The following is a 24,756-nucleotide window of genomic DNA, read 5'->3' on the forward strand; positions in this document are numbered from 1 at the left end:
CTGCCCTACCGCGCCCGGCCGCCGCAGGTGCTGCTCGGTGTGGGGGCGGTGCTCCTCGTCAGCGCCGGAGCGGCGGTCGCCTCCGCGTACGGCGGCGGCCCGGTGCGCATCCTGCTGCTCGCGCCGCCGGCGCGGCCACCTGGTACTCGTTGCGGGCGGCGCGAGCCGGCTGCGCAGCTCCCGGGAGACCCTGGCCGCCTCCGCCGCCGGCCTGGCGCTGTCGGGCGCCGACCTGGGCGGTCCGCTGCTCGGCGGGCACCCGGGCTCGGCCGCGGCCCTCACGGCGGGCTTCCTCGTGCTGCACCGGGCGGCCCCCACCACGATCACCTGGCCGCTCGTGGCGTGGGGTGCGGCGCAGCTCGCGGTCCTGCGCGCGCTCGACGCCGTCGCCCCGGCGCTGCACACCGGTCTCTTCCTCGCCGTCGCGCTCGTGGGACTGGGCATCGCGCTGTTCGGCCGGCGGATCGTCGCGCGGGTCGCGCTGGTGACCGCGGCCCCGTGGTGGCTCGCCGGGGTCGTGGGCGGCACGTCGAGCGCGTGGGGCGATGCCGGCCTGGAACGGTGGCTCTCGGCCGGGATGATGATCGCCGCCGCCGCGGGACTGCTGCTGGCCCGGCTGCGCGCGGAGGTCGAGCCGCTGATGGGCCCCCGGTGGCCGTGCCGGTCGTCGCGGGGCTCGTGGCCGGAGCGGCCGTCACCGGGGCGTTCTCCTCGCTGGGCACCGTCGCCATGACGTTGACGGGCTACGCCGGCGTCCTGCTCGCCACCACGGCCGCGGCGACCCTGACCGGCTGGCGACGGGGCTGTTCCTGCCCGTCGCGCTCGCGGCGGGCATCGTCATGGCGCTGCTGTCCGTCGGTCAGCTGGTCACGCGGGAGCGGTGGTCCGAGCTCAGCCTCCTGCTGCTGCTGACCGCTCTGCCGACGGTGGTGGTCGCCGTCCGACGGCCCGACGACCGGCCGGTGGCCCTGCCCGTGGCCCTCCTGTGCCTGGCCGGGGCCGCCCTGCTGGCCATGCCGGACGGCCTGCTGGGCCCGGTCGCCGTGGGAGTGCTCCTGACGGTCCTGTACTGCGTCGCCATGACGACGGGCGCCGTACTCGAGGCCCCGTCCCGTCGGGCCACGGCCCGGGCGGCGGCGGTGTGCTCGGTCGCCGCCGCCGTCCTGCTCCGGGCCGAGGACGAGCGGACGACGCTGGCGGTGCTGCTCGCCGTCCAGTCGGCCTTCACGCTGAGCTGGGCGTGGCGCACGCACGTCCCCGGGCAGCCGCTGGACGCCACGTCCTCCCCGCCTGGCGAGGTGGAGCGCTCCAGGTCGTGGCGGCTGCCTGGTTCTTCGCGGCGGCCGCCGACCTCGCGGCGATCGAGTGGTACTCCCTCCCGGCGGCGTTCGGGCTGTTGGTCGCCGCCGGGCCGCGGCTGGTGGACGGCCCGTCGTGGCCGGCCTGGGGGCCAGGCCTCCTGGTGGCTGCCGTGCCCTCGGCCCTGCTCGCCGTGACGACGTCGGACGGCAACCGGGCGGTCAGCGTCCTGCTCGTCTCGGCAGCCGTGCTCGTGGCCGCGGCCCGCACCGGGATCCGGGCACCGCTGATGGTCGGCGCCGCAACGGTGCTGTTCCTGGGGCTCGGGTTCACCGTGCGGGCGCTGCCGTGGCCGCTGGCGACGGCGCTCGTGGTGGGCGCGGCCCTGCTGGCCGTGGGGACGCGGCGGGAACGCCGTCCGGTCGCCGGTTTCGGCGTCCGCCTGGCCGACCTCCGCTGACGCCTCCTGCGCGGGCACACCGCCCGTAGGCGCGTCGATGCGGTCATAGAGGCCGGATGACCGCGCGCAGACGCATGCGGACGCCGAGGGCTCAGCCCATGACGAAGCGCGGAGCCTGGGAACGCACTCGGCGCCCTGACCGTGCGACACCAGGTGTCATGGTCAGGGCGCCGAATAGCGCGCGGTGAGGTGCCTAGACGCGGAAACCGAGCGCCCGGAGCTGCTCGCGGCCGTCGTCGGTGATCTTGTCGGGACCCCACGGCGGCATCCAGACCCAGTTGATCCGGATGTCGTCGACCAGCCCGGGCCCGGGGCCGCCGGTCAGCGCCTGGCGGGCCTGGTCCTCGATGACGTCGGTCAGCGGGCAGGCCGCCGAGGTCAGCGTCATGTCGATGATGGCCACGCTGGCGTCGGCGTTGCTGTCGTCGACGTCGAGGCCGTAGACGAGGCCGAGGTCGACGACGTTGACGCCCAGCTCGGGGTCGACGACGTCGCGCATGGCCTCCTCGAGGTCCTCGATGAGGGCCGACTTGTAGGCCGGCAGGTCGCCCGGCGCACCGTCGGTGGCGGGGGTCGCGTTCTCGGTCGTCTCGCTCATGCGGGGCCTCCGGTGGGGGCTGCGGGGTGGGTGGCAGGCGCAGCGGCGGTGGGGTGGGCGGCAGGCGCAGCGGCGGTGGGGTGGGCGGCAGGCGCAGCGGCGGTGGGGTGGGTGGCCGACAGAGCTCGGGCGGACGCGTCCTTCAGCGCCATCCAGCTCATCAGCGCGCACTTGATGCGCGCGGGGTACTTCGACACACCGGCGAACGCGACGGCGTCCTCCAGTTCGTCCTCGAGCTTCTCGGCGACGGCGGGGTCGCCCTTGGCCTGCATCAGGGTCATGAAGTGCTCGCCGGTCTCCAGCGCCTGCGGCACCGTCTTGCCGATGACCAGGTCGTACATCGCGGAGATGGACGCCTGGCTGATCGAGCAGCCCATGCCCTCGTAGGAGACGTCCGCGATGGTGTCGCCTTGGACGTGCAGGCGCAGCGTGACCTCGTCACCGCAGGTCGGGTTGACGTGGTGCACCTCGGCCTCGAACGGCTCGCGCAGACCTCGGCCGTGCGGGTTCTTGTAGTGGTCCAGGATGATCTCCTGGTACATGTTCTCCAGCTGCATCAGCGGCTCGACCTCACACCGTTCCGAAGAACTTCTGGGCCGCGCGAATTCCGTCGGCCAGCGCATCGATGTCGTCGTAGCCGGTGTGCACGTAGAACGTCGCCCGCGTGGTCGCCGGCACCTTGAAGCGCCGTACGACCGGCCAGGCGCAGTGGTGCCCGACCCGGACCGCGATGCCGTGGTCGTCGAGGACCTGGCCCACGTCGTGCGGGTGGATGCCCTCGACGGTGAAGGAGATCGCTCCCCGCGGGCCACGGTGTCGGGCGGGCCGATCACGGTCACGCCGGGGATCTCGGCGAGCTTCCCCAGCGCGTAGCCGGTGATCGCCAGCTCGTGCGCCTCGACCGTGTCCATGCCGAGCGCCTGCAGGTACTCGACGGCGGCTGCCAGGCCGATGACCTGCGCGGTCATCGGCACGCCGGCCTCGAAGCGCTGCGGCGGGGCGGCGAAGGTGCTGCCCTCCATGCGCACGACCTCGATCATCGAGCCGCCCGTCAGGAACGGGGGCAGCTTGTCGAGCACGTCGTAGCGCCCCCACAGGACGCCGACGCCGGTGGGCCCGAGCATCTTGTGCCCGGAGAACACCAGGAAGTCCGCGCCGAGCTCGGCCACGTCGATGGGCTGGTGCGGCACCGACTGGGCGCCGTCGACCAGCACCAGGGCCCCGACCTCGTGCGCCCGGGCGACGATCTCGCCCAGCGGGTTGATCGTGCCCAGGATGTTCGACTGCTGGGTGACCGCGACCAGCTTCGTGCGCTCGTTGACCACCGTCGTCAGGTCGCCGAGGTCGAGCCGGCCGTCGTCGGTCAGGCCCAGCCAGCGCAGGGTCGCCCCGGTGCGCTCGCAGAGCTGCTGCCACGGCACGAGGTTGGCGTGGTGCTCCATCTCGGTGACCACGATCTCGTCGCCCTGGCCCACGGCGTAGGTCCGGAACTCCTCCTCCTTCGCCGTCGCGGCGTTGGAGAGGGCGTAGGCGACGAGGTTGATCGCCTCGGTGGTGTTGCGGGTGAAGACGATCTCTCGCTCGGGGCGCCGATGAACCCGCCGATGGTGGCGCGGGCGGCCTCGTAGGCGCCCGTCGCCTCCTCGGCGAGCTGGTGGGCTCCCCGGTGCGGAGCGGCGTTGACGTTCTCGTAGAACCAGCGCTCGGCGTCGAGCACCTGGCGTGGCTTCTGCGACGTCGCCCCGGAGTCGAGGTAGACCAGCCGCTTCCCGTCCCGGACGGTGCGGGACAGGATCGGGAAGTCCGCCCGGATCGCCTCGACGTCCAGCGGCAGGGGCTGCTTCTGCGCCCCGGCATCAGGACGCGAGACGGTCACGGTCATGCGGAAGCGACCTCCGCGGCGGCACGCTCGGCGCTCGCCTGCTCGTTGGAGTCCTTGACGTAGGCGGCGTAGCCCTGGTCCTCGAGCTTGGCCGCGAGCTCCGGGCCACCCTCGTCGACGACCCGGCCCGCGACGAACACGTGCACGAAGTCGGGCTTGATGTACTTGAGGATCCGCGTGTAGTGGGTGATCAGCAGGACGCCGACGTCACCCTCCTCGCGGGTCTTGTTGACGCCCTCGGAGACGATGCGCAGCGCGTCGACGTCGAGGCCGGAGTCGGTCTCGTCGAGGATCGCCATCTTCGGCTTGAGCAGCCGCATCTGCAGGATCTCGTGGCGCTTCTTCTCGCCACCGGAGAAGCCCTCGTTGACGTTGCGCTCGGCGAACGCCGGGTCCATCTCGAGGCCGGCCATCTCGGTCCGGACGTCCTTGACCCAGGTGCGCAGCTTCGGCGCCTCGCCCTTGAGCGCGGTGGCGGCGGTGCGCAGGAAGTTCGACACCGACACGCCGGGGACCTCGACCGGGTACTGCATGGCGAGGAACAGGCCGGCGCGGGCGCGCTCGTCGACGCTCATCGCGAGGACGTCCTCGCCGTCGAGCGTGACGGTGCCGCCGGTGATCGTGTACTTCGGGTGGCCGGCGATCGAGTAGGCCAGGGTCGACTTCCCCGAGCCGTTCGGGCCCATGATCGCGTGGGTCTCCCCGGAACGGACGGTCAGGTCGACGCCGCGGAGGATCTCCTTGGCGTCGTCACCGTCCCCGACGGTGACGTGCAGGTCGCGGATCTCCAGGACGGACACTCGTTCTCCTCAGTTGCTGGCCGCGGCAGGGAGGCTGTCGTCGATCGACACGTCGACGTACACGTCCTCCCCTCCACGCGGACCGGGTAGACGGCCACCGGCTCGGTGGCCGGCAGGTTGGTGGGTTCGCCGGTGCGCAGGTCGAAGCACGACCCGTGCAGCCAGCACTCGATGGTCGGGGCGCCCTTGAACTCCTCGACGTCGCCCTCCGACAGCGGGACCTCGGCGTGCGAGCACTGGTCCTCGATGGCGTAGACGTCGCCCTCGAAGCGGACGACGGCGATGTCGACGTCGGCGAGCTCGACCCGCAGGGAGCCGGGCTCCTTGACGTCGGCCAGCGAGCAGACGCGCTCGAAGCTCACGCCGGCACCTCCTGCTCCTCCAGACCCGGGAGCGCGCCGAGACGGGCCTCGATGGTGCCCATCAGCCGGTCCTGCAGGCTGTCGATCCCGATGTGCTGGACGACGTCGGCGAAGAAGCCGCGGACGACCAGCCGTCGGGCGGTCTCGGCGTCGATGCCGCGCGAGCAGAGGTAGAACAGCTGCTCGTCGTCGAAGCGGCCGGTGGCGCTGGCGTGGCCGGCGCCGACGATCTCGCCGGTCTCGATCTCCAGGTTGGGCACCGAATCGGCGCGGGCGCCGTCGGTGAGCACCAGGTTGCGGTTCAGCTCGTAGGTCTCGGTGCCGGTCGCGGCGGGACGGATGCGGACGTCGCCGATCCAGACCGTGCGCGCCTGCTCGCCCTGCAGCGCGCCCTTGTAGAGCACGTTGCTGGTGCAGTTCGGCACCGCGTGGTCGACCCAGAGCCGGTGCTCCTGGTGCTGGGTCTCGTCGGCGAAGTAGACGCCGAACAGCTCGGCGCTGCCGCCGGGGCCGGCGTACTGCACGTTGCTGACCAGGCGGACCAGGTCACCGCCGAGGGTGACCACGACCTGCCTGAAGGTGGCGTCGCGGCCGACGACGGCGTCGTACTGGCCGCCGTGGACCGCGCCGGGAGCCCAGTCCTGCACGGAGACCAGCGTGACCTGCGCGCTGTCGCCGATGAGGACCGAGACGCCCCCGGAGTACTTCGCCAGGCCGGTGTGGTCGAGCACGATCGTGGCCTTGGCGAAGGCGCCGACCTCGACGACGAGCTGGCCCCACACGACGTCGTCGCCACCGGCGCCGGCCAGGCCGAGGGTGACCGGGCGGTCGAGCTGCGCCTCCTGCGCCACGCGGACGACGGCCGCGCCGCCGGAGCGCTGACGGGTCAGTGCGGCGAGCCGGTCGACCGGCTCGGGCAGGCCCTTGAGCAGCGGGTCGTCGGCCTCGACGCTGGTCAGCTCGACACCCTCGGGGAGGTCGGTCGTCCAGGTCAGGTGGGCGTCGGACGGTGCGCCGTCGAGGAGGGCCCGCACCCGCTTCATCGGCGTGAAGCGCCACGTCTCCTCACGACCGGTGGGGACGCCGAACGCGTCCGGGTCGGTGGAGGTGAGGCGCTCGGCCGGTGAGCCGGTCGGGGTGGGGCCACCGTGCGAGTGCGCACCCGGGGCCGCCTCCCCGGCGCTGCCGGTGTCGGCGGCCGGGGTCGTCGGCGGCCCGGCCTGGGCACCCACGCCCGGAGCGAACAGCTCCGAGGCGAGGGTGCTCGGCTGGGTGGTGAGGTCGGTCGTGCTGGTGTGGTCGGGGGCTGACATCAGCCGACGGCACCTTCCATCTGCAGTTCGATGAGCCGGTTCAGCTCGAGGGCGTACTCCATCGGCAGCTCGCGGGCGATCGGCTCGACGAACCCGCGCACCACCATGGCCATGGCCTCGTCCTCGGACAGGCCGCGGCTCATCAGGTAGAAGAGCTGGTCGTCGCTGACGCGCGAGACGGTCGCCTCGTGACCCATGGCCACGTCGTCCTCGCGGACGTCGACGTAGGGGTAGGTGTCCGACCGGCTGATCGTGTCGACGAGCAGGGCGTCGCACTTGACCGTCGACTTGGAGCCGTAGGCCCCTTCGTCGATCTGGACCAGGCCGCGGTAGGACGTGCGGCCACCGCCACGGGCCACCGACTTCGACACGATCGTCGAGGAGGTGTACGGGGCGGCGTGCACCATCTTGGCGCCGGCGTCCTGGTGCTGGCCCTCGCCCGCGAAGGCGATGGAGAGGACCTCGCCCTTGGCGTGCTCGCCGGTCATCCAGACGGCCGGGTACTTCATGGTCACCTTGGAGCCGATGTTGCCGTCGACCCACTCCATGGTCGCGCCCTCGTGGGCCACGGCCCGCTTGGTGACCAGGTTGTACACGTTGTTCGACCAGTTCTGGATGGTCGTGTACCGGCAGCGCGCGTTCTTCTTGACGATGATCTCGACGACCGCGGAGTGCAGCGAGTCGCTCTTGTAGATCGGCGCGGTGCAGCCCTCGACGTAGTGCACGTAGGCGCCCTCGTCGACGATGATCAGGGTCCGCTCGAACTGGCCCATGTTCTCGGTGTTGATCCGGAAGTAGGCCTGCAGCGGGATGTCGACGTGCACACCCTTCGGCACGTAGATGAACGAGCCACCCGACCAGACGGCGGTGTTCAGCGCGGCGAACTTGTTGTCGCCGGACGGGATCACCGAGCCGAAGTACTCCTGGAAGATCTCCGGGTGCTCCTTCAGGGCCGTGTCGGTGTCCAGGAAGAGAACGCCCTGGTCCTCCAGCTCCTTCTGGATCTGGTGGTAGACGACCTCGGACTCGTACTGCGCGGCGACACCCGAGACGAGGCGCTGCTTCTCCGCCTCCGGGATGCCGAGCCGGTCGTAGGTGTTCTTGATGTCGTCGGGCAGGTCCTCCCACGAGGCGGCCTGGGCCTCGGTGGAGCGCACGAAGTACTTGATGTTCTGGAAGTCGATGCCGGAGAGGTCCGAGCCCCAGTCGGGCATGGGCTTGCGACCGAAGAGCTTGAGGGCCTTGAGCCGGCGCTCGAGCATCCAGTCGGGCTCGCTCTTGCGCCGCGAGATGTCGGCGACGACGTCCTCGTCGATCCCGCGGCGGGCCGAGGCACCGGCGGTGTCGGCGTCCGCCCAGCCGTACTTGTAGCGGCCGAGCTGGTCGATCTGCTCGTCCTGCGTCAGCGGCGTGCTGGTCACCGGCTGCTGGGTGCTGGTCATGCGGGCGTCCTCTCCCGGTCGATCGTGGGGGTGGTGCTCGTGGTGGACGGTGCGGGGCGCTCGCGGTGCGGCGCTGCTCGCTCACCTGGTACAGGGCGTGCGGGGGCTGATCTGTTCCCCGCGCGGGTGTGGTTCTGGCTGCGCAGTGGCCCGGGGATGTGCGTGGTGCAGATCCCGTCGCCGTGGGCGATCGTGGCCAGCCGCTGGACGTGGGTGCCCACGAGCCGGCCGATCACCGCGGTCTCGGCCTCGCACAGCTGGGGAACTCCGCGGCCACGTGCGCCACCGGGCAGTGGTGCTGGCAGAGCTGCCCCCGCCGGAGATCGCCGAGGCCGTGGCAGCGTAGCCCTCCGCCGTGAGGGCGGCGGCGAGGGCCTGCGCCCGGTCCACCGGCTGGTCCGGACGGGCGTCGACGGCCTGCTGGACGGCGTCGGACGCGCGGCGTTCCAGCCCGGCGAGCTGCTGCTCGGCGACGGCGCGGACGGCGTCGGGCCCACCGGACGCCGCCACGTAGCGCAGGGCGGTCAGCGCGAGGTCGTCGTAGGCGTGCGGGAAGGCCGACCGTCCGGCATCGGTCAGGTGGAAGCGGCGGGCGGGCCGGCCGCGGCCACGGTGGGCGTCCCGCGTGAGCCGCTCCTCGAGCCGGCCCGCGGCGACGAGGGAGTCCAGGTGCCGGCGGACGGCGGCCGGCGAGATGCCGAGGCGGGCGGCCAGCTCGGTGGCGGTCTGCGGCCCGTGCTCGAGGAGCAGGCTGCTGACGCGGTCGCGGGTACGCCCGTCGTCGGCGGTCGCCGACGCGCGCGGGTGTGCCCGCTCCTCGACCGACCCAGCGCTTTCCACAACACAAGTGTGTCCTATATCGGGAACGCCGCAAGCAAGGTCAACCTAAGAACAGCCGCCACAGGGACCGCCCGTGAGCAGGCTCACGCGGCTGCGGCGCCGTGACCACAGCAGGGAGCCGTGCCGACGGTGCCACCGCATAGCATCGGGGCCGTGCCGGGCCTGCCCACCTCCTTCTCCCCGCGACCGTCTCCCGGATCGCCCTGCTCAACGCCGTCGCCAACGGGCTGATCGTGGTGACCGGCGGGCTGGTCCGGCTGACCGGCTCGGGGCTGGGGTGCCCGACGTGGCCGCGCTGCACCGACGAGAGCTTCGTGGCGACCCCGGAGCTGGCCGGCCACGGCGCCATCGAGTTCGGCAACCGGCTGCTCACCTTCGTGCTGGCCGCGGTCGCCATCGCGACCGTCGTGGCCGTGTGGCGCGCGCCGCGGCGCGACCTGCGCACCCTCGCCGTCCTCACGTTCCTCGGCATCCCTGCGCAGGCGGCGCTCGGCGGCGTCACCGTGCTGACCGGCCTCAACCCGTGGACGGTGGCCGCGCACTTCCTCGTGTCGGCACTCCTGGTGGCGCTGGCGACGACGCTGTGGCTGCGCTCGCGCGAACCGGGGTCGGCCGGCCGCTGCTGCGCCGTCCCTTCGTGCTGCTGGTCAACGGCATCGCAGCCGTCACCGCCGTCGTCCTGGTGTTCGGCACCGTCGTCACCGGCAGCGGCCCGCACAGCGGCGACGTGCCGGACGACCCGGACGCCGGGCCGGTCCGGATGGGGTTCGACCCCGAGCTGGTCAGCCAGCTCCACGCCGACGTCGTCTTCCTGCTCCTCGGCCTGACCGTCGCGCTGCTCGTGGCCCTCCACGCCACCGACTCCCCAGCCGCGTCCGCCGGGCCGCTCGCGACCTGCTGATCGTGCAGCTCGCGCAGGGCGTCATCGGGTACGTGCAGTACTTCACCGACCTGCCGATCGCGCTGGTGCTGCTGCACATGCTCGGCGCCGTGCTGATCACCGCGTACACCGCGCGACTGGTGTGGTCGGTCCGCGGCCCGGCGTCGGAGTTGCCGCTCAGCACGACGACCGAAGCGGCCGCCGCCACCCGCTGAGCGGCGACCGGCCGGGCGCTCACTCGTGCCAGACGAGGACGACGGCGAGCGATCCGTCCGGTGACTCCCAGTGGCCGTTGGTCACCGTCTCCGGGGCGCTGCGGGCGTCGGCCCACGCCGGCCAGGCGTCCCCCTCGTCGTGCCAGACCAGCCGCCCGCCCGCGAAGTAGGTGACCACCGGCCAGCCGGCCTCGATCAGTGCCTCGACCTCGGCCGGTTCGAGCCCCGTCGTCCTCAGTGCGTACGTCCGGCCGTCGGCCCCGACCAGCTGACCCATCCGCGCGTTCGCGAGGTCCCTCCGCACGGCACGGAAGCTACCGCCGCTGGCGACGTCATGGAGCGGCCGCCCTTCAGGGGCCCACGCCGAGCGTGCGAGGCGTGGGGGAAGGGTGGTCCTTGCTCAGACGATGGCGTCGACGACGATCGCCACCATCAGCAGCGCCAGGTACGAGATCGAGACGTGGAACAGCTGCATGGGCTTGAAGTCGCCGCCGCGCACGATCCGGCGCAGCAGGCGGTGCGCCTCGACGACGAACCAGCCCCCAGGAGGGCAGCGGCGATCGTGTAGCCGAGCCCGATGCCGTAGTCGGCCGCGATCGGCCACAGCGACAACGACACGGCGACGGTCGCATAGGCCCAGGCCACGCTCTGCCGGCCGACCGAGACCGCGGTGGTGACGACCGGCAGCATCGGGACGTCGGCCCGCGCGTAGTCGTCCTTGAACCGCAGCGCCAGCGCCCAGAAGTGCGGCATCTGCCAGCAGAAGACGACGCCGAAGACGACGACGGCCGGCCAGTCCAGCGACCCGGTGACCGCGGCCCAGCCGATCAGCACCGGCGCCGCCCCGGGACGCCGCCCCACTCGGTGCTGCGGCGGGTGTGCCGCTTGAACACCATCGTGTAGAGGACGGCGTAGTAGAAGATCGCCGCCGCCGCCAGCGCGGCGGCCAGCGGCGTGGTGGTCAGCGCCAGCAGCACGATGGACGTGACCGTCAGGACGGACCCGAAGACCAGCGCCGCACGCGGTGTCACCTGACCGGTCACCAGCGGCCGCTTCTGGGTGCGCTGCATCAACCGGTCGATGTCCCGGTCGACGTAGCAGTTGAAGACGTTCGCCGCGCCCGCGGCCAGGGTGCCGCCGAGCAGGGTGAGCAGCAGCAGCGACAGCGACGGCCAGCCGCGGGCCGCCAGCATCATCGCCGGGACCGTGGTCACCAGCAGCAGCTCGATGATCCGCGGCTTGGTCAGGGCCACGTAAGCGGTGACCCGTGCGCGGAGGGCGCTGGGAGGACGCCGTTCCGGATCGGCCCGGCGCGTCGACAGCGCCGTCACCGGGTGCCCTCGTGCGCGCGGGCGCGCGCATCGCAGGGCACTGCCGACCGGCTGAACAGCAAGGGGGCCTCTTCGAACCGAGGACGGGGAACGCGAGCCACTGTAGCCGGGAGGGCGCACCGGTCACGTCGCGGGACGAGTGCGGATGACTAGGGTTGAACGCGTTGTTGCTGCGTGTGCAGCGGGTAGGGCTGTCGTCGACGACGACGGCGCGCCGCCGGTCCAGCGCGGGCCCCGCCCGGACGCCGACCGCACCACGCAGGGCCATTTCCAGGGCCAGATCTCGAGGGAGCACCCAGCACATGACGCAGAGCACCCGGTCCGAAGCCCCCGCCGAGGCGGCCACCGACAGCCCCACCGGCAGCCCGACCGAGCCGCGACCCACTCTCCCGGACGGCTTCGGCGACCTGGACCGCCGCGCGATCGACACCGCCCGCATCCTGGCCATGGACGCCGTCCAGAAGGTCGGCAACGGCCACCCCGGCACCGCGATGAGCATGGCGCCGACGGCCTACCTGCTCTTCCAGAAGTGGCTGCGCCACGACCCGACCGATCCGAACTGGGTCGGCCGCGACCGGTTCGTGCTCTCGATGGGCCACTCGAGCCTCACGCTCTACGTCCAGCTCTACCTGTCGGGCTACGGCCTCGAGCTCGACGACCTCAAGGCACTGCGGACCTGGGGTTCTCTGACGCCCGGCCACCCCGAGGTCAACCACACGCCCGGCGTGGAGACGACGACCGGCCCGCTCGGCCAGGGCGTCGGCAACGCCGTCGGCATGGCGATGGCCGCCCGCCGCGAGCGCGGCCTGTTCGACCCGGACACCCCCGAGGGGAGAGCCTCTTCGACCACACCATCTGGGCGTTCGCCTCCGACGGTGACCTCGAGGAGGGCGTCAGCGGCGAGGCGTCGTCCCTGGCCGGGACCCAGGAACTGGGCAACCTGGTCCTCGTCTACGACGACAACCGGATCTCCATCGAGGACGACACGACGGTCGCCTTCACCGAGGACGTCGGCAAGCGCTACGAGGCCTACGGCTGGCACGTGCAGCACGTCGACGACGGCGAGGACCTGGCCGCGGTCGACGCCGCGTTCGCCGCCGCGAAGGCCGAGACCTCCCGGCCCTCGATCATCGTGCTCCGGACGATCATCGCCTGGCCCGCGCCCAACAAGCAGAACACCGGCGCCGCGCACGGCTCGGCCCTCGGCGACGACGAGGTCAAGGCCACCAAGGAGATCCTCGGCTTCGACCCCGAGCAGACCTTCGAGGTGGCGCCCGAGGTCATCGAGCACGCCCGCACGGCCGTCGACCGCGGCCAGGAGGCCCACGCCGCCTGGCAGGAGGACTTCGACGCCTGGCAGCAGTCCAACCCGGACCGCGCCGCGCTGCTGGAGCGGATGACGACCCGGAGCCTGCCGGAGGGCTTCGCCCAGAAGCTGCCGTCGTGGGACGCCGATCGGAAGGGCGTGGCCACGCGCAAGGCGTCCGGCGAGGTGCTCGCGGCGCTGTTCCCCGAGCTCCCCGAGCTGTGGGGCGGGTCGGCCGACCTGGCCGAGAGCAACAACACCGCCGTCAAGGGCGAACCGTCGTTCGTGCCCGCCAGTCGCCAGACCAAGATGTGGAGCGGCGGGCCCTACGGCCGCATCCTCCACTTCGGCGTCCGCGAGCACGCCATGGGCGCGATCATGAACGGCATCGCGCTGCACGGTGGCACCCGTGTCTACGGCGGCACGTTCCTGACCTTCTCCGACTACATGCGCGGCGCCGTGCGTCTGGCAGCGCTGATGCAGCTGCCGGTCACCTACGTCTGGACGCACGACTCGATCGGCCTCGGCGAGGACGGCCCGACGCACCAGCCCATCGAGCACTTCGCCGCGCTGCGCGCCATCCCCGGCCTGGACGTCGTCCGCCCCGCGGACGCCAACGAGGTCGCCGTCGCCTGGCGCACGGTCCTGGAGAACAACGACCGCCCGGCGGGGCTGCTGCTGTCCCGGCAGAACCTGCCGGTCTTCGACCGCGGCGACGCCGGCTCCGCCGAGGGCGTGGCCCGCGGCGCCTACGTCCTGGCCCCTGCATCCAACGAGGCCTCCGGCGGCACCCCCGAGGTGATCCTGATGGGGACCGGCTCCGAGGTGCAGATCGCCATGGCCGCCCGTGACCGGCTCGAGGCCGACGGAATCCCCACGCGGGTGGTCTCGGTGCCCTGCGTCGAGTGGTTCGCCGAGCAGGACGACGCCTACAAGAACGAGGTGTTCCCGCCCACCGTCCGCGCCCGCGTCAGCGTGGAGGCCGGCGTGCCGATGGGCTGGCGCGAGTTCGTCGGCGATGCCGGCCGGATCGTGGGACTCACCCACTACGGCGCCAGCGCCCCCTACACCGTCCTCTACGAGAAGTTCGGCCTCACCGACGAAGCCGTCGTGGCCGCCGCCCGCGAGAGCATCGAGGCCGCCGCGTCCGGTCCCGGCGTCCCGGCGGGCCCCGTCCGCGCAACCGGCGGACTCCCGCACCCCACCGGCGACCGCTAACCCCGCACCACCCAGCCCGAAAGGCAGTGACATGGCACAGAACCCGAATCTGGCCGAGCTCTCCGAGGCAGGGGTGGCCGTCTGGCTGGACGACCTCTCCCGGGACCGCATCCGCAGCGGCAACCTGCAGTCCCTCGTCGACGAGTACTCCGTCGTCGGCGTCACGACGAACCCGACCATCTTCGCCGCGGCGATCAGCGGGTCGGACTCCTACGACGACCAGCTGCACGCCCTCGCGGTCCGCAAGGTGAGCGTCGAGGAGGCCCTGCGGACGATCACCGCCGCCGACGTCCGGGACGCCTGCGACCTGCTGGCCCCCGTGGCCGAGGCCTCCCCGGCGACGGCCGGGTCTCCCTCGAGGTGGCCCCGGGCCTGGCGCACGACACCGACGCCACGGCCGCCGAGGCCGGGCACCTGTGGTGGCTGGTCGACCGGCCGAACCTGTACATCAAGATCCCGGCGACGGAGGCGGGTCTGCCCGCGATCACCGAGTCGATCGCCAACGGCATCAGTGTCAACGTCACCTTGATCTTCAGCCTCGAGCGCTACCGCGCGGTGATGGACGCCTACCTCTCCGGCCTGGAGAAGCGGGCAGCAGAGGGTGGCTCGCTGGAGGGCATCGCGTCGGTGGCGTCGTTCTTCGTCTCCCGGGTCGACTCCGAGATCGACAAGCGCCTGGACAAGGCCGGCGCTGACGCGTCGCTGAAGGGCAAGGCCGGCATCGCCAATGCGCAGCTGGCCTACCAGGCGTACGAGGAGGTCTTCTCCTCCGACCGCTGGCGGGCGCTGGAGGCCCAGGGAGCGGCGCGGCAGCGGCCGCTGTGGGCGTCGACCGGGGTGAAGAACCCTGAGTACTCCGACACGATGTACATCAGCGAGCTCATCGCCCCCGGCACGGTCAACACCATGCCCGAGAAGACGATGATGGCCTACGCCGACCACGGCGCCGCCGGAACGCCGGTGCAGAAGGCCTACGACGACGCGACGGCCGTCATGACGGCCGTCGCGGACGCCGGCGTCGACCTCGACGAGGTCTTCCGGGTCCTGGAGGAGGAGGGCGTGCAGAAGTTCGTCGACTCCTGGGACGAGCTGACCGAGTCGGTGCGCACGGAGCTCGAGGACAAGGCATGAGCCTGTCGGTCAGCGTCCGGGGCCTGGACGTCCCCGACTCCGTCCGCGGCCCGCTCACCGAGGACGACGTCGCGGCGCGGCTGGTCGGCAAGGACGCCACCCTGTGGGGTCCGGAAGCCGAGAGCGAGTCGGCGATCCGCCTCGGCTGGCTGGACCTGCCGGCCACCTCCCGCGAGCTCGTCTCCCGGCTGGCGGACCTGCGGGCGGAGCTGGCCGGCGAGGGCCTGGACCGGATCGTCCTCTGCGGCATGGGCGGCTCCTCGCTGGCGCCCGAGGTCATCTGCCGGACGGCGGGTGTCCCCCTGGTCGTCCTGGACACCACCGACCCCGGCCAGGTGACCGCGGCGATGGCGGACCTGGACCGCACCGTGGTCGTCGTCAGCTCCAAGTCCGGCGGCACGGTGGAGACCGACAGCCAGCGTCGGGCGTTCATGGCCGCGTTCGCCGAGTCCGGCCTGGACGAGAAGGAGGTCGGCCGGCGCTTCGTCGTCGTCACCGATCCCGACTCCCCTCTCCGAGACGGCCTCGGCGATGGGCGCCCGCGCGGTGTTCCTCGCCGACCCGAACGTCGGTGGCCGCTACAGCGCGCTGTCGGCCTTCGGGCTGGTGCCGTCGGCCCTCGCCGGCGTCGACGTCGGCGCGCTGCTCGACGAGGCGGAGGAGCTGGCCGGGACGCTCGCCGACCCGGGCAACGCGGCGCTGGAGCTCGGGATCGCGCTGGGAGCGGGCTTCCGCGCGGGCCGCGACAAGCTGGCGCTGGCCGGTGCCGGTGGCGAGAGCGCCGGGGCCGACCTGCCGGGCTTCGGCGACTGGGCCGAGCAGCTGATCGCCGAGTCCACCGGCAAGGAGGGGCGCGGGATCCTGCCGGTCGTCCTCGAGTCCGTCGACGCGCCGGGCTCCTCGGGCCCCGACGTCCTGCTCGCGGTCGTCGGCTCCGACGCCCCGGGCACCGAGCCCTCGCTGACGGTCGCCGGACCGCTGGGTGCGCAGTTCCTCGGCTGGGAGTACGCCACCGCGGTGGCCGGCCGGATCCTCGGGATCAACCCCTTCGACCAGCCCAACGTCACCGAGAGCAAGGAGAACACCCAGCGGATCCTCGGCGACGGCCTGCCCGACGAGCAGCCCGCTGCGACGATCGGCGCGATCGAGGTCCGCGGCAGCGGTGGCGTGCTGGACGGCGTCGACCTGTCCTCGCACGACGGGGTCTCCCTCGCGGTCGACGCCCTGCTGGCCGCCATCCCCCGCGCGGCTACCTGGCCGTCATGGCCTACCTCGACCGTCAGCAGGACGCGAGCGCCGAGAACCTGCGGGCCACGCTCGCCGGGCGGGCCGAGCGGGCCGTCACCTTCGGCTGGGGCCCGCGTTTCCTGCACTCCACCGGGCAGTACCACAAGGGTGGGCCACAGGTCGGCGCCTTCCTCCAGCTCACCGGGGTCGTCGATGGTGACCTGCCCGTGCCCGGCCAGCCGTTCACGTTCGGGACGCTCCAGGCCGCCCAGGCCGCCGGCGACCGCAAGGCGCTGGCCGACCGCGACCGTCCGCTGCTGCACCTGCACCTGACCGACCGCGCCGCCGGGATCGGCCAGCTGCTGTCGGCGCTCGGCTGAGACCACCGGGGATCGAGCACCATGGTTACAGCCGCACGACCCGAGTCCTGATCCCCGTCGTCCGGCCCATCGCCGGGCCGGACGACGGCGATCCCCTCCGACCTCGAGGACCGACATGATTCCGTCCCGCTCCGCGGCCCGAGATGATCCCCAACCCGTTGCGCGACCCGCGGGACCGGCGGCTGCCCCGCGTGCCGGAGCCGTGCGCGCTCGTGGTCTTCGGCATCACCGGTGACCTCGCCCGCAAGAAGCTGCTGCCGGCGGTGTACGACCTGGCCAACCGGGGGCTGCTGCCCACCAACTTCGCCCTGCTCGGCTTCGCCCGCCGCGACTGGGACGACCAGGACTTCGCCGAGCTGTCCCGCGACGCCGCCCGCCAGCACGCCCGCACCCCTGGCGCGAGGACGTGTGGGAGCAGCTGGCTGCCGACATCACCTTCGTGCAGGGCTCGTTCGACGACGACGACGCCTTCGACCAGCTGGCCGCCACCCTCGGCGAGCTGGAGGGCTCGCACGGCATCGGGGGCAACGCCGCCTTCTACCTGTCCATCCCGCCGGCCATGTTCCCGACCGTGCTCAAGCAGATGCAGCGCACCGGGATGGCCGAGAGCACGCCGGACCGGTGGCGGCGGGTGGTGGTCGAGAAGCCCTTCGGGAGGACCTGCCGTCGAGCCGCGAGCTCAACGAGCTGGTGGACTCCGTCTTCAGCGCCGAGGACGTCTTCCGCATCGACCACTACCTGGGCAAGGAGACCGTCCAGAACCTGTTGGCGCTGCGCTTCGCCAACAGCCTGTTCGAGCCGATCTGGAACGCGCAGAACGTCGACTCCGTGCAGATCACCATGGCCGAGGACGTGGGGATCGGCGGCCGGGCGCAGTTCTACGAGAAGACCGGCGCCGCCCGCGACGTGCTGCAGAACCACCTGCTCCAGCTCCTCGCGCTGACCGCCATGGAGGAGCCGGTCGAGTTCTCCGCCGAGGAGATCCGCACCGAGAAGCTCAAGGTGCTGCGGGCCATCTCGATCCCCGAGGACCTCGGCGCGTTCGCGGTCCGGGGTCAGTACGAGCAGGGCTGGCTGGCCGGGGAGCGGGTGAACGGGTACCGCCAGGAGGAAGGCGTCGACCCCGACTCCACGACCGAGACGTTCGCCGCCGTCCGGCTCGGTGTGGAGACGCGTCGCTGGGCCGGGGTGCCCTTCTACCTGCGCACCGGCAAGCGGCTCCCCGCCGGGTCACCGAGATCGCGCTGGTCTTCAAGCGCGCGCCGCACCTGCCGTTCGCCGCGACGGACACCGAGGAGCTGGGCAACAACCAGCTCGTCGTGCGGGTGCAGCCCGACGAAGGGGTCACCCTCAAGTTCGGGTCGAAGGTTCCGGGCAGCGTCATGGAGGTCCGCGACGTCTCGATGGACTTCCTGTACGGCGAGCAGTTCACCGAGACCAGTCCGGAGGCGTACGAGCGCCTGCTGCTCGACGTCCTGCTGGGCGACGCGACGCTGTTCCCCCGGAACGCCGAGGTCGAGGCCTCCTGGGCGGTGATCGACCCGCTCGAGGAGTTCTGGGCGGGCACCACGCCCCACTCCTACCGGGCCGGCGAGTGGGGACCGCGGGCGGCCGAGGAGATGCTCGACGCCGAGGGTCGCCGGTGGCGCCGACCATGAGGCGGGACCCTCTCCCACCCTCCCGCCGAGACACTTCCCCACCGACCGAGCGACCCGAGGAGACGCCATGACGACGCTCTGGGACACCACCGGCTCGGCCGTCGTGAAGGAGCTGGCCGCGCAGCGGCGCACCGGCGGGGCCGTGCTCTCCGGCGTGGCCCTGACCCTGGTCGTGATCGCCGACGAGAGCCGCGTGACCGAGGCCGAGGAGGCCGCGACCCACGCGGCCGAGGCCCACCCCTGCCGGCTGCTGGTCGTCGTCCGCCGCCAGCTCGAGGCGCCGGCCCCCGCCTGGACGCCGAGGTGCTCATCGGTGGGCGGCTCGGACCCGGCGAGGCCGTGGTGATGCGGATGTACGGGCGGCTCGGCCTGCACGCGGAGTCCGTCGTCCTGCCGCTGCTGGCCGCCGACGCCCCCGTCGTCGCCTGGTGGCACGCCGCTCCCCGGACCGGCTGGCCACCGACGCGCTGGCGGTCTTCGCTCACCGGCGGATCACCGACACCTCGCTCGCCGACGACCCGCTCGCCGCCCTGAAGACCCGCGCCGAGGACTACGCACCCGGTGACACCGACCTCGCCTGGACCCGCAGCACCCCGTGGCGCACGACGCTCGCCTCGACCCTCGACTCGGTGTCCGGGCGGCGCAACGAACCGGTGCACGTGCACGGTGGGCGGATCGAGGGCGATTCGACCAACCCGACCGCGCAGCTGCTGGCCGGCTGGCTCTCCTCGCGGTGCGGCTGCCCCATCACCGTCGAGGACGGCGGTCGCAAGCCCGGGTCCAGCGGCGTGGACTCCGTGGCCCTGCAGCTGGACCAGGACGAAGAGGTGCAGATCCGCGCCGACCGCAAGGGCGGGGCGGTCATCACCCAGCCCTACCGGCCCGACGCGGGCGTCGCGCTCCCCGACCGGCCGCTCGGTGACCTGCTCAGCGAGGAGCTGCGCCGGCTGGACCGCGACGAGCCCTACAGCGAGGCGCTCGAGACCGCGACCGGCGCCACCGGGCTGGCAGCCCGGTCGCCCGACCGGGAGCACGTCTGGTTCGACCCGGCCGATCCCCCGGACGGCGACGGCCCACGGCCCCGCAAGCGCGCGGCGAAGCCGGCCGGCGACTCGTGAGCCTTCCCGAACCGGACGTCGTGGTCGTGCCGGACGCCGAGCACCTGGCGCGGACGGTCGCCGAGGCCCTGGTGGCCCGCCTGGCGGCGGCGCAGGCCGTGCGCGGGTCGGCGTCGGTCGTGCTGACCGGAGGGGGCATCGGGACCGCGGTCCTGGAGCAGGTCGCCGGCCTGGCCGCCGAGCCCGTGCGGGAGGCCGTCGACTGGACGGCGGTGCAGGTCTGGTGGGGCGATGAGCGGTTCGTGCCGGCCGACGACGACGAACGCAACGAGAAGGCCGCCCGTCGCGCCCTGCTGGACGCCGTCGGGGTACCGGCCGGGCAGGTGCATGCCATGCCGCCGTCGGACGGGGAGTTCGCGGAGCCGGAGGAGGCCGCGGCCTGGTACGCCGCGGAGCTGTCCGCCGCCGCGCCCGAGGGGCACGCCTTCCCTCGACTCGATGTCCTGCTCCTCGGCATGGGCCCGGAAGGGCACGTCGCGTCGATCTTCCCCGACTCCCCGCCGTCCGGGACGAACGACCAGTGCTCGCGGTGCGCGACTGCCCCAAGCCCCCGCCGACCCGGGTGAGCCTGGGCTTCCCGGCCATCAACGCCGCCGAGGAGGTGTGGCTGCTGGTCTCCGGCGAGGCCAAGGCCCCCGCGGTCGCCGAGGCACTGCGCGAAGGAACAGAGCCCGGGCGCCTCCCGGCGGCGGGCGTCCGCGGCCTGCGGGCGACCAGGTGGTTGCTCGACAGCGCCGCGGCGAGCAGGCTCCCGGCACCACCCGGCTGACCGGCGTAGGTCGGCCCCGGGATCTGCTGCGGAGGTCCGATGGCCGACACCCGAGATGCGCTGGTCGACGTCCGCAGCGGCGACCGGTGGCTGGTCGCCGTCGCGCACCCCGACGACGAGTCCTTCGGATGTGGCTCCGCCATCGCGTACGCGGCGGTGCACGGCGCCCAGGTGACGCTGGCCTGCGCGACGCGAGGCGAGGCCGGCGAGCCGGTTCCCGGCTCCGCGGACGGGGTCGACCTCGGAGTGGTCCGGGAAGGCGAGCTGCACCGCGCGGCCACGCGGCTCGGGATCGCCCGGGTGGAGCTGCTCGGCTACCGCGACTCGGGGTTCGACGGCGCCCCTCCCACCGGCTCGCTCTGCGCCACGCCTCTGGACGAGGTGGCCGGCGTCCTCACCGATCTGCTGCGGGAGGTGGACCCGGAGGTGGTGCTCGTCCTCGACGGCAGCGACGGGCACCGCGACCACGTGCTCATCCGTGCCGCCGCACGGCAGGCCGTGGCGGCCCACCGACGGGCTGACGGCCGTCCCCTGCTGGTCGAGCACTGCCTGCCCAACGGGCTGCTCCGCCGGTGGCTGGCGGAGATGCAAGCCGTGCGCCCGGACACCGCCTACCACGCACTGGACCCGGCGACGCTCGGCCGGGACGACGCCGACATCACCGACGTCCTTGACACCAGCGCGGTGCTGGACCGGCGGGAGGCAGCCATCGCCGAACACCGATCGCAGGTGTCGCCGTTCGACGGACTCAGCCCCGAGCTGCGCCGCGCCTTCCTGACCGCCGATCACCTCGCCCGGGTGGAGCTCGGCGTGCACACCGGGTAGCGACCGGCGGCCCCCAGCGCGATGTGCACGTGTCCCGGTGCCGCGCGGGGCTCCGCTGCCCGGCGAGCGGCGGGATGCTGCCGCCGGCCCCGCGCGAACGGGGTCGCCGTCCCAGCCAGGAGCGCCTGATGACCGTCGACCACGACACCACCCGGGAGAGCCGGTCGACCGGCGCGATCCCGGGGCCCCGCACCGAGCCGGCCCGCAACGGCGCCTGGCCGGGGCAGCAGTCGGGCCGCCGCACCCGGCCGGCCACGGAGTACTGGGACGTGCACACCGCCCGGTGGGTCACGCGGTCACCGGTCCCCGGACAGCGCCGGGCCTGACGGCTCGGCTGCGGTCGGTACCGGTCAGGCGCCGCGGCGCTGGTGCAGCCGGGTGAGGGCTTCCTCGAGGAGCGCGTCACCGTCGGCGTCGCTGCGCCGCTCACGGACGTAGGCAAGGTGGGTCTTGTACGGCTCGGTCCGCGGCGCCGGCGGCGGGTTCTGCCGGTCCTGCCCGGCCGGGAGCCCGCAGCGGGGGCAGTCCCACAGTTCCGGGACGTCGGCGTCCGAGGCGAAGGCGACCCGCGTCTCGTGCAGGTTCGCGCACCAGAACGGGATGCGGTTGCGGGGTGCGGCCTCGCCGCGCTCCGCCTCACCCATCGGACCTGCTCCGACCCGGGTGCCCCGGATCGCGTTTCCACCAGCCACGAGCGCCCCCTGCATCGACACCGGAGTGCGGCAGATCACGGCCGCCCGGGCAGTCTAGGGCCTGGGCAGGCCTTTTCCGATCACGTTTTCGCTCCGGATGGGGCCACGTGCTCGTACGGGGCGGTAGCGCCCCTTCTCAGCCGACCTTGAGCAGGATCCCCAGCCCGATGATGCAGACGGTCCAGATGAGCGCGCAGAACACGGTGAGCCGGTTCAGGTTCTTCTCGACCACGGAGGAGCCGCTCAGCGACGACGACACCGCCCCCGAACATGGACGACAGCCCACCGCCCTTGCCCCGGTGCAGCAGGATCAGGACGATGAGGAGCACGCTGGTGAGCACCAGCAGCACGTTGAGGACCAGCTCCATGACGAATTTCTCCAGGCTAGGCGGCCGGCAGGACGACACCGGACTCTGGTCTGCGAGCCTATCCGACGCTCACTGGACGCCGGCGGTGGCGAGGTCGTAGCCGCTGTACGGCTGCATCAGCACGCCGTTGCGCAGGCGCTGACCGGCCAGCAGCTGGATCCGCGTCTCCGCCAGCGGCACGTACACCGACGTCGCGCCGGCAGCGGCGGCGACCTCCCCCAGGCGGCGGGGTCACCGGCCCCCGGGCGGCGTCCACGAGTGCGTTGATGTTCGGGTCGTCGAGGCGGGCGTAGTTCGTGTTGCCCACGGCACGGATGCTGCGGCCGTCGACGAGCGGCACCAGGAACGACGCCGGCGTCGGGAAGTCCGCCGCCCAGGTGGCGAGGACGAGCCCGTAGCCGTTGGCGGCCACGCTGCCGGGATCGCCGACGTCCGTGGCGTAGAAGCTGGTCGCGCTCAGCGGCCGGACCTCCACCTGGATCCCGATCTCGCTGAGCTGCCCGGCGATGAGATCGGCGACCTGGACGCCGGACGGCGTGTCGGCCACGGCCAGGACGGTGCTGAACCCGTCCGCCTGGCCGCACGCCGCCAGTGACGCCCGGGCGGCGGCGAGGTCGGGCCGAGGGTCGGGGTCCTCGGGCCCGCCGTCCAGACCGCGCGGCCACAGGACCGAGCGCCGCACCGCGTTGACCGCTCCGCCGAGCTCCCGCTGCACCGCGGCACGGTCCACGGCCGCGGCGACCGCCGCCCGGCAGTCGGCGTTGCCCATCGGCGCCACGTCCGTCGGCATGGCCAGGAACCGCAGCGCGCCGGTGGTCGTGTCGTCGATGCGGTCGCGCACGGGGTGGTCCTCGTCGGCCGCGAGCCGGGACGTCGTGGCCGGCTGGACGCCGGTCCCGGTGATGTCCATGTCGGCGGACCCGGCCAGCAGGGCCTGGTCCCGCTCGACACCGTTCAACCCCGTGCGGACGACGACCCGGTCGGGCAGCGCGGTGCGGACGTCGTCGGTGTCGGCGTTCCAGTGCGGGTTGCGCTCGAGCAGGATCCCCGTGGCCGGGTCGACGGAGGTGATCGCGTACGGACCCGAGGACACCGGGTCGGCGCCGTAGTCACCGCGCGTGTCGGCCTCCGCAGGCACCGGACTGCTGGAGGGCAGCGCCAGGACGAACGGCAGGTCCGGCTGCGGCGCCCGGAGCCGGAAGACGATCGTCCGCTCGTCCGGGGTCTCGATGGAGGTGAGGTCGGGGTCGTCCTCCTCGGTGGAGTAGGGCCCCGGGTACGGGTTGGCCGGGTCGTCGAACAGGTCGACGACGTAGGTGGGGCCACCGACGACCACGTCCGAGGCGAACGACCGCTGGATCCCGTACTTGACGTCCTGCGCGGTGATCGGCCGCCCGTTCTCGAACAGCACGCCCTCGCGCAGGGTGAACGTCCAGCTCAGACCGTCCTCCGACACCGTGCCGAGGTCGGTGGCCAGGTCCGGCACCACCTCGTCGGTGCGGCCCGGCTCGGACGAGTAGGTCACCAGGGTGCGGGTGTAGAGCCGCATCAGGTTCCACACACCCGGCAGGTAGGACCGTTGCGGGTCCAGGCTGTCGATCTCGGCCGACACCGCCCGCAGCGTTCCACCCGACTCGGTCGACGGCGCCCGCACGCCGGTCACCCCGGCGTCCGGACTCCCCTCGACGATCGGGACGTCCGCCCGGCCGCCGGCCCCGCCACCGCAACTGACCGCGACGACGACCACCAGCAGCACGACGGCGGCCGCGGCGAGGATGCGCCGGCGGGACCACCCGCGGGCCCACGCCGGGAGCCGGCCGCTCCGCCGCTCCTGGGTGCTCTCCACTGCCTGCTGCCCGCCCCCACTCGTTGCCGCCGGCGGCGGCAGCGGGGCTCAGCTGCCGTCGGCGGCGATCCGACAGATCTGCGCGAACTCGTCGGCGTCCAGGCTGGCGCCGCCGACAAGGGCACCGTCGATGTCCGGCCCGGCCAGGATCCCGGCCGTGCTCGCGGCCTTCACCGACCCGCCGTAGAGGATACGGACGGAAGCGGCCGTCTCCGGGCCGAACCGCTCGGCGAGCCGCGACCGGAGTGCCCCGCAGACCTCCTGCGCATCGTCCGGCGTGGCCACCTCGCCGGTACCGATCGCCCAGACCGGCTCGTAGGCGACGACCAGCCCCGCGACCTGCTCGGCGGTCAGCCCCTCCAGCGAGGCGTCCAGCTGTGCCGTGCAGTACAGGACGTGCTCCTCCGCCTGACGGATCTCCAGCCCCTCCCCGACGCACACGATCGGGACGATCCCGTGGCGCAGGGCGGCCTGCGCCTTGGTGGCGACGACGGCATCGTCCTCGGCGTGCAGGGCGCGGCGCTCGGGTGGCCGACGGTGACGTACTGGCAGGCCAGTGCGGCGAGCATCGCCCCGCTGACCTCCCCGGTGTAGGCACCGGAGTCGTGGGCCGACAGGTCCTGCGCCCCGAAACCGACGTCGAGCTTGTCGCCGGTCACCAGCGTCTGCACGCTGCGCAGCGCGGTGAACGGCGGCAGGACGACGACCTCGGCGGTGTCGAGCACCGGGCCGCGGATGGTGAAGGCGAGCTTCTGCACGAGACCGATGGCCTCGAGGTGGGTCATGTTCATCTTCC

General features: G+C 72.9%; 27 protein-coding genes and 7 pseudogenes. 19 read left to right on the plus strand and 15 right to left on the minus strand.

Annotated elements, in window-relative coordinates:
• Positions 1–37: 37 nt before the first annotated feature.
• The 3 genes from U6N30_RS17405 (at position 38) to U6N30_RS34075 (ending at position 1,759) form a co-directional block, all read left to right on the plus strand.
• A complete protein-coding gene (locus U6N30_RS17405) occupies positions 38–733 on the plus strand; it encodes a hypothetical protein (protein ID WP_324273244.1) in 696 nt (231 codons plus the stop codon).
• Positions 730–912: a hypothetical protein gene (locus U6N30_RS34070; RefSeq protein WP_422677951.1), complete on the plus strand. Its 183-nt coding sequence runs from the start codon at positions 730–732 to the stop codon at positions 910–912. The genes U6N30_RS17405 and U6N30_RS34070 overlap by 4 nt, the downstream gene beginning before the upstream one ends.
• 328 nt (positions 913–1,240) lie before the next feature.
• Positions 1,241–1,759, plus strand: a complete 519-nt coding sequence (locus tag U6N30_RS34075; RefSeq protein ID WP_422677952.1) for an SCO7613 C-terminal domain-containing membrane protein — start codon at positions 1,241–1,243, stop codon at positions 1,757–1,759.
• Positions 1,760–1,952: 193 nt separating this feature from the next.
• Here U6N30_RS34075 and U6N30_RS17420 read toward each other — a convergent pair whose 3' ends face one another.
• The 8 genes and pseudogenes from U6N30_RS17420 to U6N30_RS17460 all read right to left on the minus strand — a co-directional run bounded on the left by U6N30_RS17420 (position 1,953) and on the right by U6N30_RS17460 (position 8,996).
• Positions 1,953–2,357: a metal-sulfur cluster assembly factor gene (locus U6N30_RS17420; protein ID WP_324273247.1), complete on the minus strand. Its 405-nt coding sequence runs from the start codon at positions 2,355–2,357 to the stop codon at positions 1,953–1,955.
• Positions 2,354–2,980, minus strand: a complete 627-nt coding sequence (gene sufU, locus U6N30_RS17425) for a Fe-S cluster assembly sulfur transfer protein SufU (RefSeq protein ID WP_479690514.1) — start codon at positions 2,978–2,980, stop codon at positions 2,354–2,356. Before sufU ends, U6N30_RS17420 begins: the two co-directional genes overlap by 4 nt.
• Positions 2,928–4,239, minus strand: a pseudogene (locus U6N30_RS17430) (cysteine desulfurase). The gene sufU and the pseudogene U6N30_RS17430 overlap by 53 nt, the downstream one beginning before the upstream one ends.
• Positions 4,236–5,039 (minus strand): Fe-S cluster assembly ATPase SufC, encoded by an 804-nt coding sequence (sufC, locus tag U6N30_RS17440; RefSeq protein ID WP_324273248.1) that lies wholly within the window; start codon positions 5,037–5,039, stop codon positions 4,236–4,238. Before sufC ends, U6N30_RS17430 begins: the two are co-directional and overlap by 4 nt.
• The gene (locus U6N30_RS17445; protein WP_324273249.1) at positions 4,955–5,401 is read right to left on the minus strand and encodes a non-heme iron oxygenase ferredoxin subunit; all 447 of its coding nucleotides are present in this window, start codon (positions 5,399–5,401) and stop codon (positions 4,955–4,957) included. The genes sufC and U6N30_RS17445 overlap by 85 nt, the downstream gene beginning before the upstream one ends.
• The gene (gene sufD, locus U6N30_RS17450; protein ID WP_324273250.1) at positions 5,398–6,714 is read right to left on the minus strand and encodes a Fe-S cluster assembly protein SufD; all 1,317 of its coding nucleotides are present in this window, start codon (positions 6,712–6,714) and stop codon (positions 5,398–5,400) included. The genes U6N30_RS17445 and sufD overlap by 4 nt, the downstream gene beginning before the upstream one ends.
• Positions 6,714–8,156 carry a Fe-S cluster assembly protein SufB gene (sufB, locus tag U6N30_RS17455; RefSeq protein ID WP_324273251.1) on the minus strand — a complete coding sequence of 481 codons (1,443 nt, stop codon included), beginning with the start codon at positions 8,154–8,156 and terminating at the stop codon, positions 6,714–6,716. The genes sufD and sufB overlap by 1 nt, the downstream gene beginning before the upstream one ends.
• Positions 8,157–8,237: 81 nt before the next feature.
• Complete coding sequence (locus U6N30_RS17460) at positions 8,238–8,996, minus strand: helix-turn-helix transcriptional regulator (protein ID WP_324273252.1); 759 nt, start codon at positions 8,994–8,996, stop codon at positions 8,238–8,240.
• A gap of 233 nt (positions 8,997–9,229) precedes the next feature.
• On the opposite strand from U6N30_RS17460, the gene U6N30_RS17465 reads away from it, so the two are divergent.
• Positions 9,230–9,823, plus strand: coding sequence for a COX15/CtaA family protein (locus U6N30_RS17465; RefSeq protein ID WP_324273253.1), 594 nt, complete (start codon positions 9,230–9,232; stop codon positions 9,821–9,823).
• 76 nt (positions 9,824–9,899) lie between these two features.
• On the plus strand, positions 9,900–10,091 hold the full coding sequence (locus U6N30_RS17470) for a hypothetical protein (protein ID WP_324273254.1): 192 nt from the start codon (positions 9,900–9,902) through the stop codon (positions 10,089–10,091).
• Positions 10,092–10,110: 19 nt separating this feature from the next.
• On the opposite strand, the gene U6N30_RS17475 is transcribed toward U6N30_RS17470, so the two are convergent.
• Together U6N30_RS17475 and U6N30_RS34080 are read right to left on the minus strand one after the other, a co-directional pair.
• Complete coding sequence (locus U6N30_RS17475) at positions 10,111–10,395, minus strand: hypothetical protein (RefSeq protein ID WP_324273255.1); 285 nt, start codon at positions 10,393–10,395, stop codon at positions 10,111–10,113.
• 128 nt (positions 10,396–10,523) lie between these two features.
• Positions 10,524–11,287, minus strand: a pseudogene (locus tag U6N30_RS34080) (heme o synthase).
• A 581-nt stretch (positions 11,288–11,868) separates the two neighbouring features.
• Between U6N30_RS34080 and U6N30_RS17490 the strand changes: the two are divergent.
• From U6N30_RS17490 to U6N30_RS17550, 14 genes and pseudogenes are all read left to right on the plus strand, one after another.
• Positions 11,869–12,165: pseudogene (locus U6N30_RS17490) on the plus strand (transketolase); the annotation flags it as partial.
• 110 nt (positions 12,166–12,275) lie between these two features.
• The gene (locus U6N30_RS17495) at positions 12,276–13,946 is read left to right on the plus strand and encodes a transketolase family protein (protein ID WP_324278350.1); all 1,671 of its coding nucleotides are present in this window, start codon (positions 12,276–12,278) and stop codon (positions 13,944–13,946) included.
• Between the two features lie 31 nt (positions 13,947–13,977).
• Positions 13,978–14,199, plus strand: a pseudogene (locus U6N30_RS17500) (transaldolase family protein); the annotation flags it as partial.
• A 107-nt stretch (positions 14,200–14,306) separates the two neighbouring features.
• Positions 14,307–15,077, plus strand: a complete 771-nt coding sequence (gene tal, locus U6N30_RS17505; protein ID WP_324273258.1) for a transaldolase — start codon at positions 14,307–14,309, stop codon at positions 15,075–15,077.
• A gap of 531 nt (positions 15,078–15,608) precedes the next feature.
• Complete coding sequence (locus U6N30_RS17510; protein ID WP_324273259.1) at positions 15,609–16,637, plus strand: hypothetical protein; 1,029 nt, start codon at positions 15,609–15,611, stop codon at positions 16,635–16,637.
• 190 nt (positions 16,638–16,827) lie between these two features.
• A pseudogene (locus U6N30_RS17515) lies at positions 16,828–17,010 on the plus strand (glucose-6-phosphate dehydrogenase); the annotation flags it as partial.
• Between the two features lie 113 nt (positions 17,011–17,123).
• A pseudogene (gene zwf, locus U6N30_RS17520) lies at positions 17,124–18,342 on the plus strand (glucose-6-phosphate dehydrogenase).
• Positions 18,343–18,409: 67 nt separating this feature from the next.
• The gene (locus U6N30_RS17525; RefSeq protein WP_324273260.1) at positions 18,410–18,688 is read left to right on the plus strand and encodes a hypothetical protein; all 279 of its coding nucleotides are present in this window, start codon (positions 18,410–18,412) and stop codon (positions 18,686–18,688) included.
• Complete coding sequence (locus tag U6N30_RS17530; RefSeq protein WP_324273261.1) at positions 18,646–18,876, plus strand: glucose-6-phosphate dehydrogenase assembly protein OpcA; 231 nt, start codon at positions 18,646–18,648, stop codon at positions 18,874–18,876. Before U6N30_RS17525 ends, U6N30_RS17530 begins: the two co-directional genes overlap by 43 nt.
• Positions 18,771–19,460: a glucose-6-phosphate dehydrogenase assembly protein OpcA gene (locus U6N30_RS17535; protein ID WP_324273262.1), complete on the plus strand. Its 690-nt coding sequence runs from the start codon at positions 18,771–18,773 to the stop codon at positions 19,458–19,460. The genes U6N30_RS17530 and U6N30_RS17535 overlap by 106 nt, the downstream gene beginning before the upstream one ends.
• The gene (pgl, locus tag U6N30_RS17540; RefSeq protein ID WP_479690515.1) at positions 19,457–20,026 is read left to right on the plus strand and encodes a 6-phosphogluconolactonase; all 570 of its coding nucleotides are present in this window, start codon (positions 19,457–19,459) and stop codon (positions 20,024–20,026) included. Before U6N30_RS17535 ends, pgl begins: the two co-directional genes overlap by 4 nt.
• On the plus strand, positions 19,990–20,229 hold the full coding sequence (locus U6N30_RS35520; protein WP_479690516.1) for a 6-phosphogluconolactonase: 240 nt from the start codon (positions 19,990–19,992) through the stop codon (positions 20,227–20,229). The genes pgl and U6N30_RS35520 overlap by 37 nt, the downstream gene beginning before the upstream one ends.
• Positions 20,230–20,268: 39 nt before the next feature.
• Positions 20,269–21,054: a PIG-L deacetylase family protein gene (locus U6N30_RS17545; RefSeq protein ID WP_324273263.1), complete on the plus strand. Its 786-nt coding sequence runs from the start codon at positions 20,269–20,271 to the stop codon at positions 21,052–21,054.
• Between the two features lie 128 nt (positions 21,055–21,182).
• The gene (locus tag U6N30_RS17550; RefSeq protein ID WP_324273264.1) at positions 21,183–21,380 is read left to right on the plus strand and encodes a hypothetical protein; all 198 of its coding nucleotides are present in this window, start codon (positions 21,183–21,185) and stop codon (positions 21,378–21,380) included.
• A gap of 24 nt (positions 21,381–21,404) precedes the next feature.
• Here the strand turns inward: U6N30_RS17550 and U6N30_RS17555 are convergent, their stop codons facing one another.
• The 5 genes and pseudogenes from U6N30_RS17555 to U6N30_RS17575 all read right to left on the minus strand — a co-directional run bounded on the left by U6N30_RS17555 (position 21,405) and on the right by U6N30_RS17575 (position 24,751).
• A complete protein-coding gene (locus U6N30_RS17555; RefSeq protein ID WP_479690617.1) occupies positions 21,405–21,761 on the minus strand; it encodes an RNA polymerase-binding protein RbpA in 357 nt (118 codons plus the stop codon).
• 121 nt (positions 21,762–21,882) lie between these two features.
• Positions 21,883–22,114, minus strand: a pseudogene (secG, locus tag U6N30_RS35525) (preprotein translocase subunit SecG).
• Positions 22,115–22,172: 58 nt separating this feature from the next.
• Positions 22,173–23,960, minus strand: coding sequence for an ABC transporter substrate-binding protein (locus tag U6N30_RS17565; protein ID WP_324273265.1), 1,788 nt, complete (start codon positions 23,958–23,960; stop codon positions 22,173–22,175).
• A 48-nt stretch (positions 23,961–24,008) separates the two neighbouring features.
• Positions 24,009–24,425, minus strand: a complete 417-nt coding sequence (locus U6N30_RS17570) for a triose-phosphate isomerase family protein (protein WP_324278352.1) — start codon at positions 24,423–24,425, stop codon at positions 24,009–24,011.
• Entirely contained in the window at positions 24,311–24,751 is a 441-nt protein-coding gene (locus U6N30_RS17575; RefSeq protein ID WP_324273266.1) for a triose-phosphate isomerase, read from the minus strand. The genes U6N30_RS17570 and U6N30_RS17575 overlap by 115 nt, the downstream gene beginning before the upstream one ends.
• Between the last annotated feature and the right edge of the window lie 5 nt (positions 24,752–24,756).

Origin of the sequence: Blastococcus brunescens (genome assembly GCF_035320885.1) — a bacterium.
GTDB lineage: Bacteria > Actinomycetota > Actinomycetes > Mycobacteriales > Geodermatophilaceae > Blastococcus_B > Blastococcus_B brunescens.

Coding starts and splice junctions, on each gene's coding strand:
- U6N30_RS34070 (WP_422677951.1), top strand. CDS start 730: ATGACGTTGACGGGCTACGCCGGCGTCCTGCTCGCCACCACGGCCGCG.
- U6N30_RS17420 (WP_324273247.1), bottom strand. CDS start 2,357: ATGAGCGAGACGACCGAGAACGCGACCCCCGCCACCGACGGTGCGCCG.
- sufU (WP_479690514.1), bottom strand. CDS start 2,980: ATGCGCTGGCCGACGGAATTCGCGCGGCCCAGAAGTTCTTCGGAACGG.
- sufD (WP_324273250.1), bottom strand. CDS start 6,714: ATGTCAGCCCCCGACCACACCAGCACGACCGACCTCACCACCCAGCCG.
- sufB (WP_324273251.1), bottom strand. CDS start 8,156: ATGACCAGCACCCAGCAGCCGGTGACCAGCACGCCGCTGACGCAGGAC.
- U6N30_RS17510 (WP_324273259.1), top strand. CDS start 15,609: ATGGGCGCCCGCGCGGTGTTCCTCGCCGACCCGAACGTCGGTGGCCGC.
- U6N30_RS17525 (WP_324273260.1), top strand. CDS start 18,410: ATGACGACGCTCTGGGACACCACCGGCTCGGCCGTCGTGAAGGAGCTG.
- U6N30_RS17545 (WP_324273263.1), top strand. CDS start 20,269: ATGGCCGACACCCGAGATGCGCTGGTCGACGTCCGCAGCGGCGACCGG.
- U6N30_RS17550 (WP_324273264.1), top strand. CDS start 21,183: ATGACCGTCGACCACGACACCACCCGGGAGAGCCGGTCGACCGGCGCG.
- U6N30_RS17555 (WP_479690617.1), bottom strand. CDS start 21,761: ATGCAGGGGGCGCTCGTGGCTGGTGGAAACGCGATCCGGGGCACCCGG.
- U6N30_RS17575 (WP_324273266.1), bottom strand. CDS start 24,751: ATGAACATGACCCACCTCGAGGCCATCGGTCTCGTGCAGAAGCTCGCC.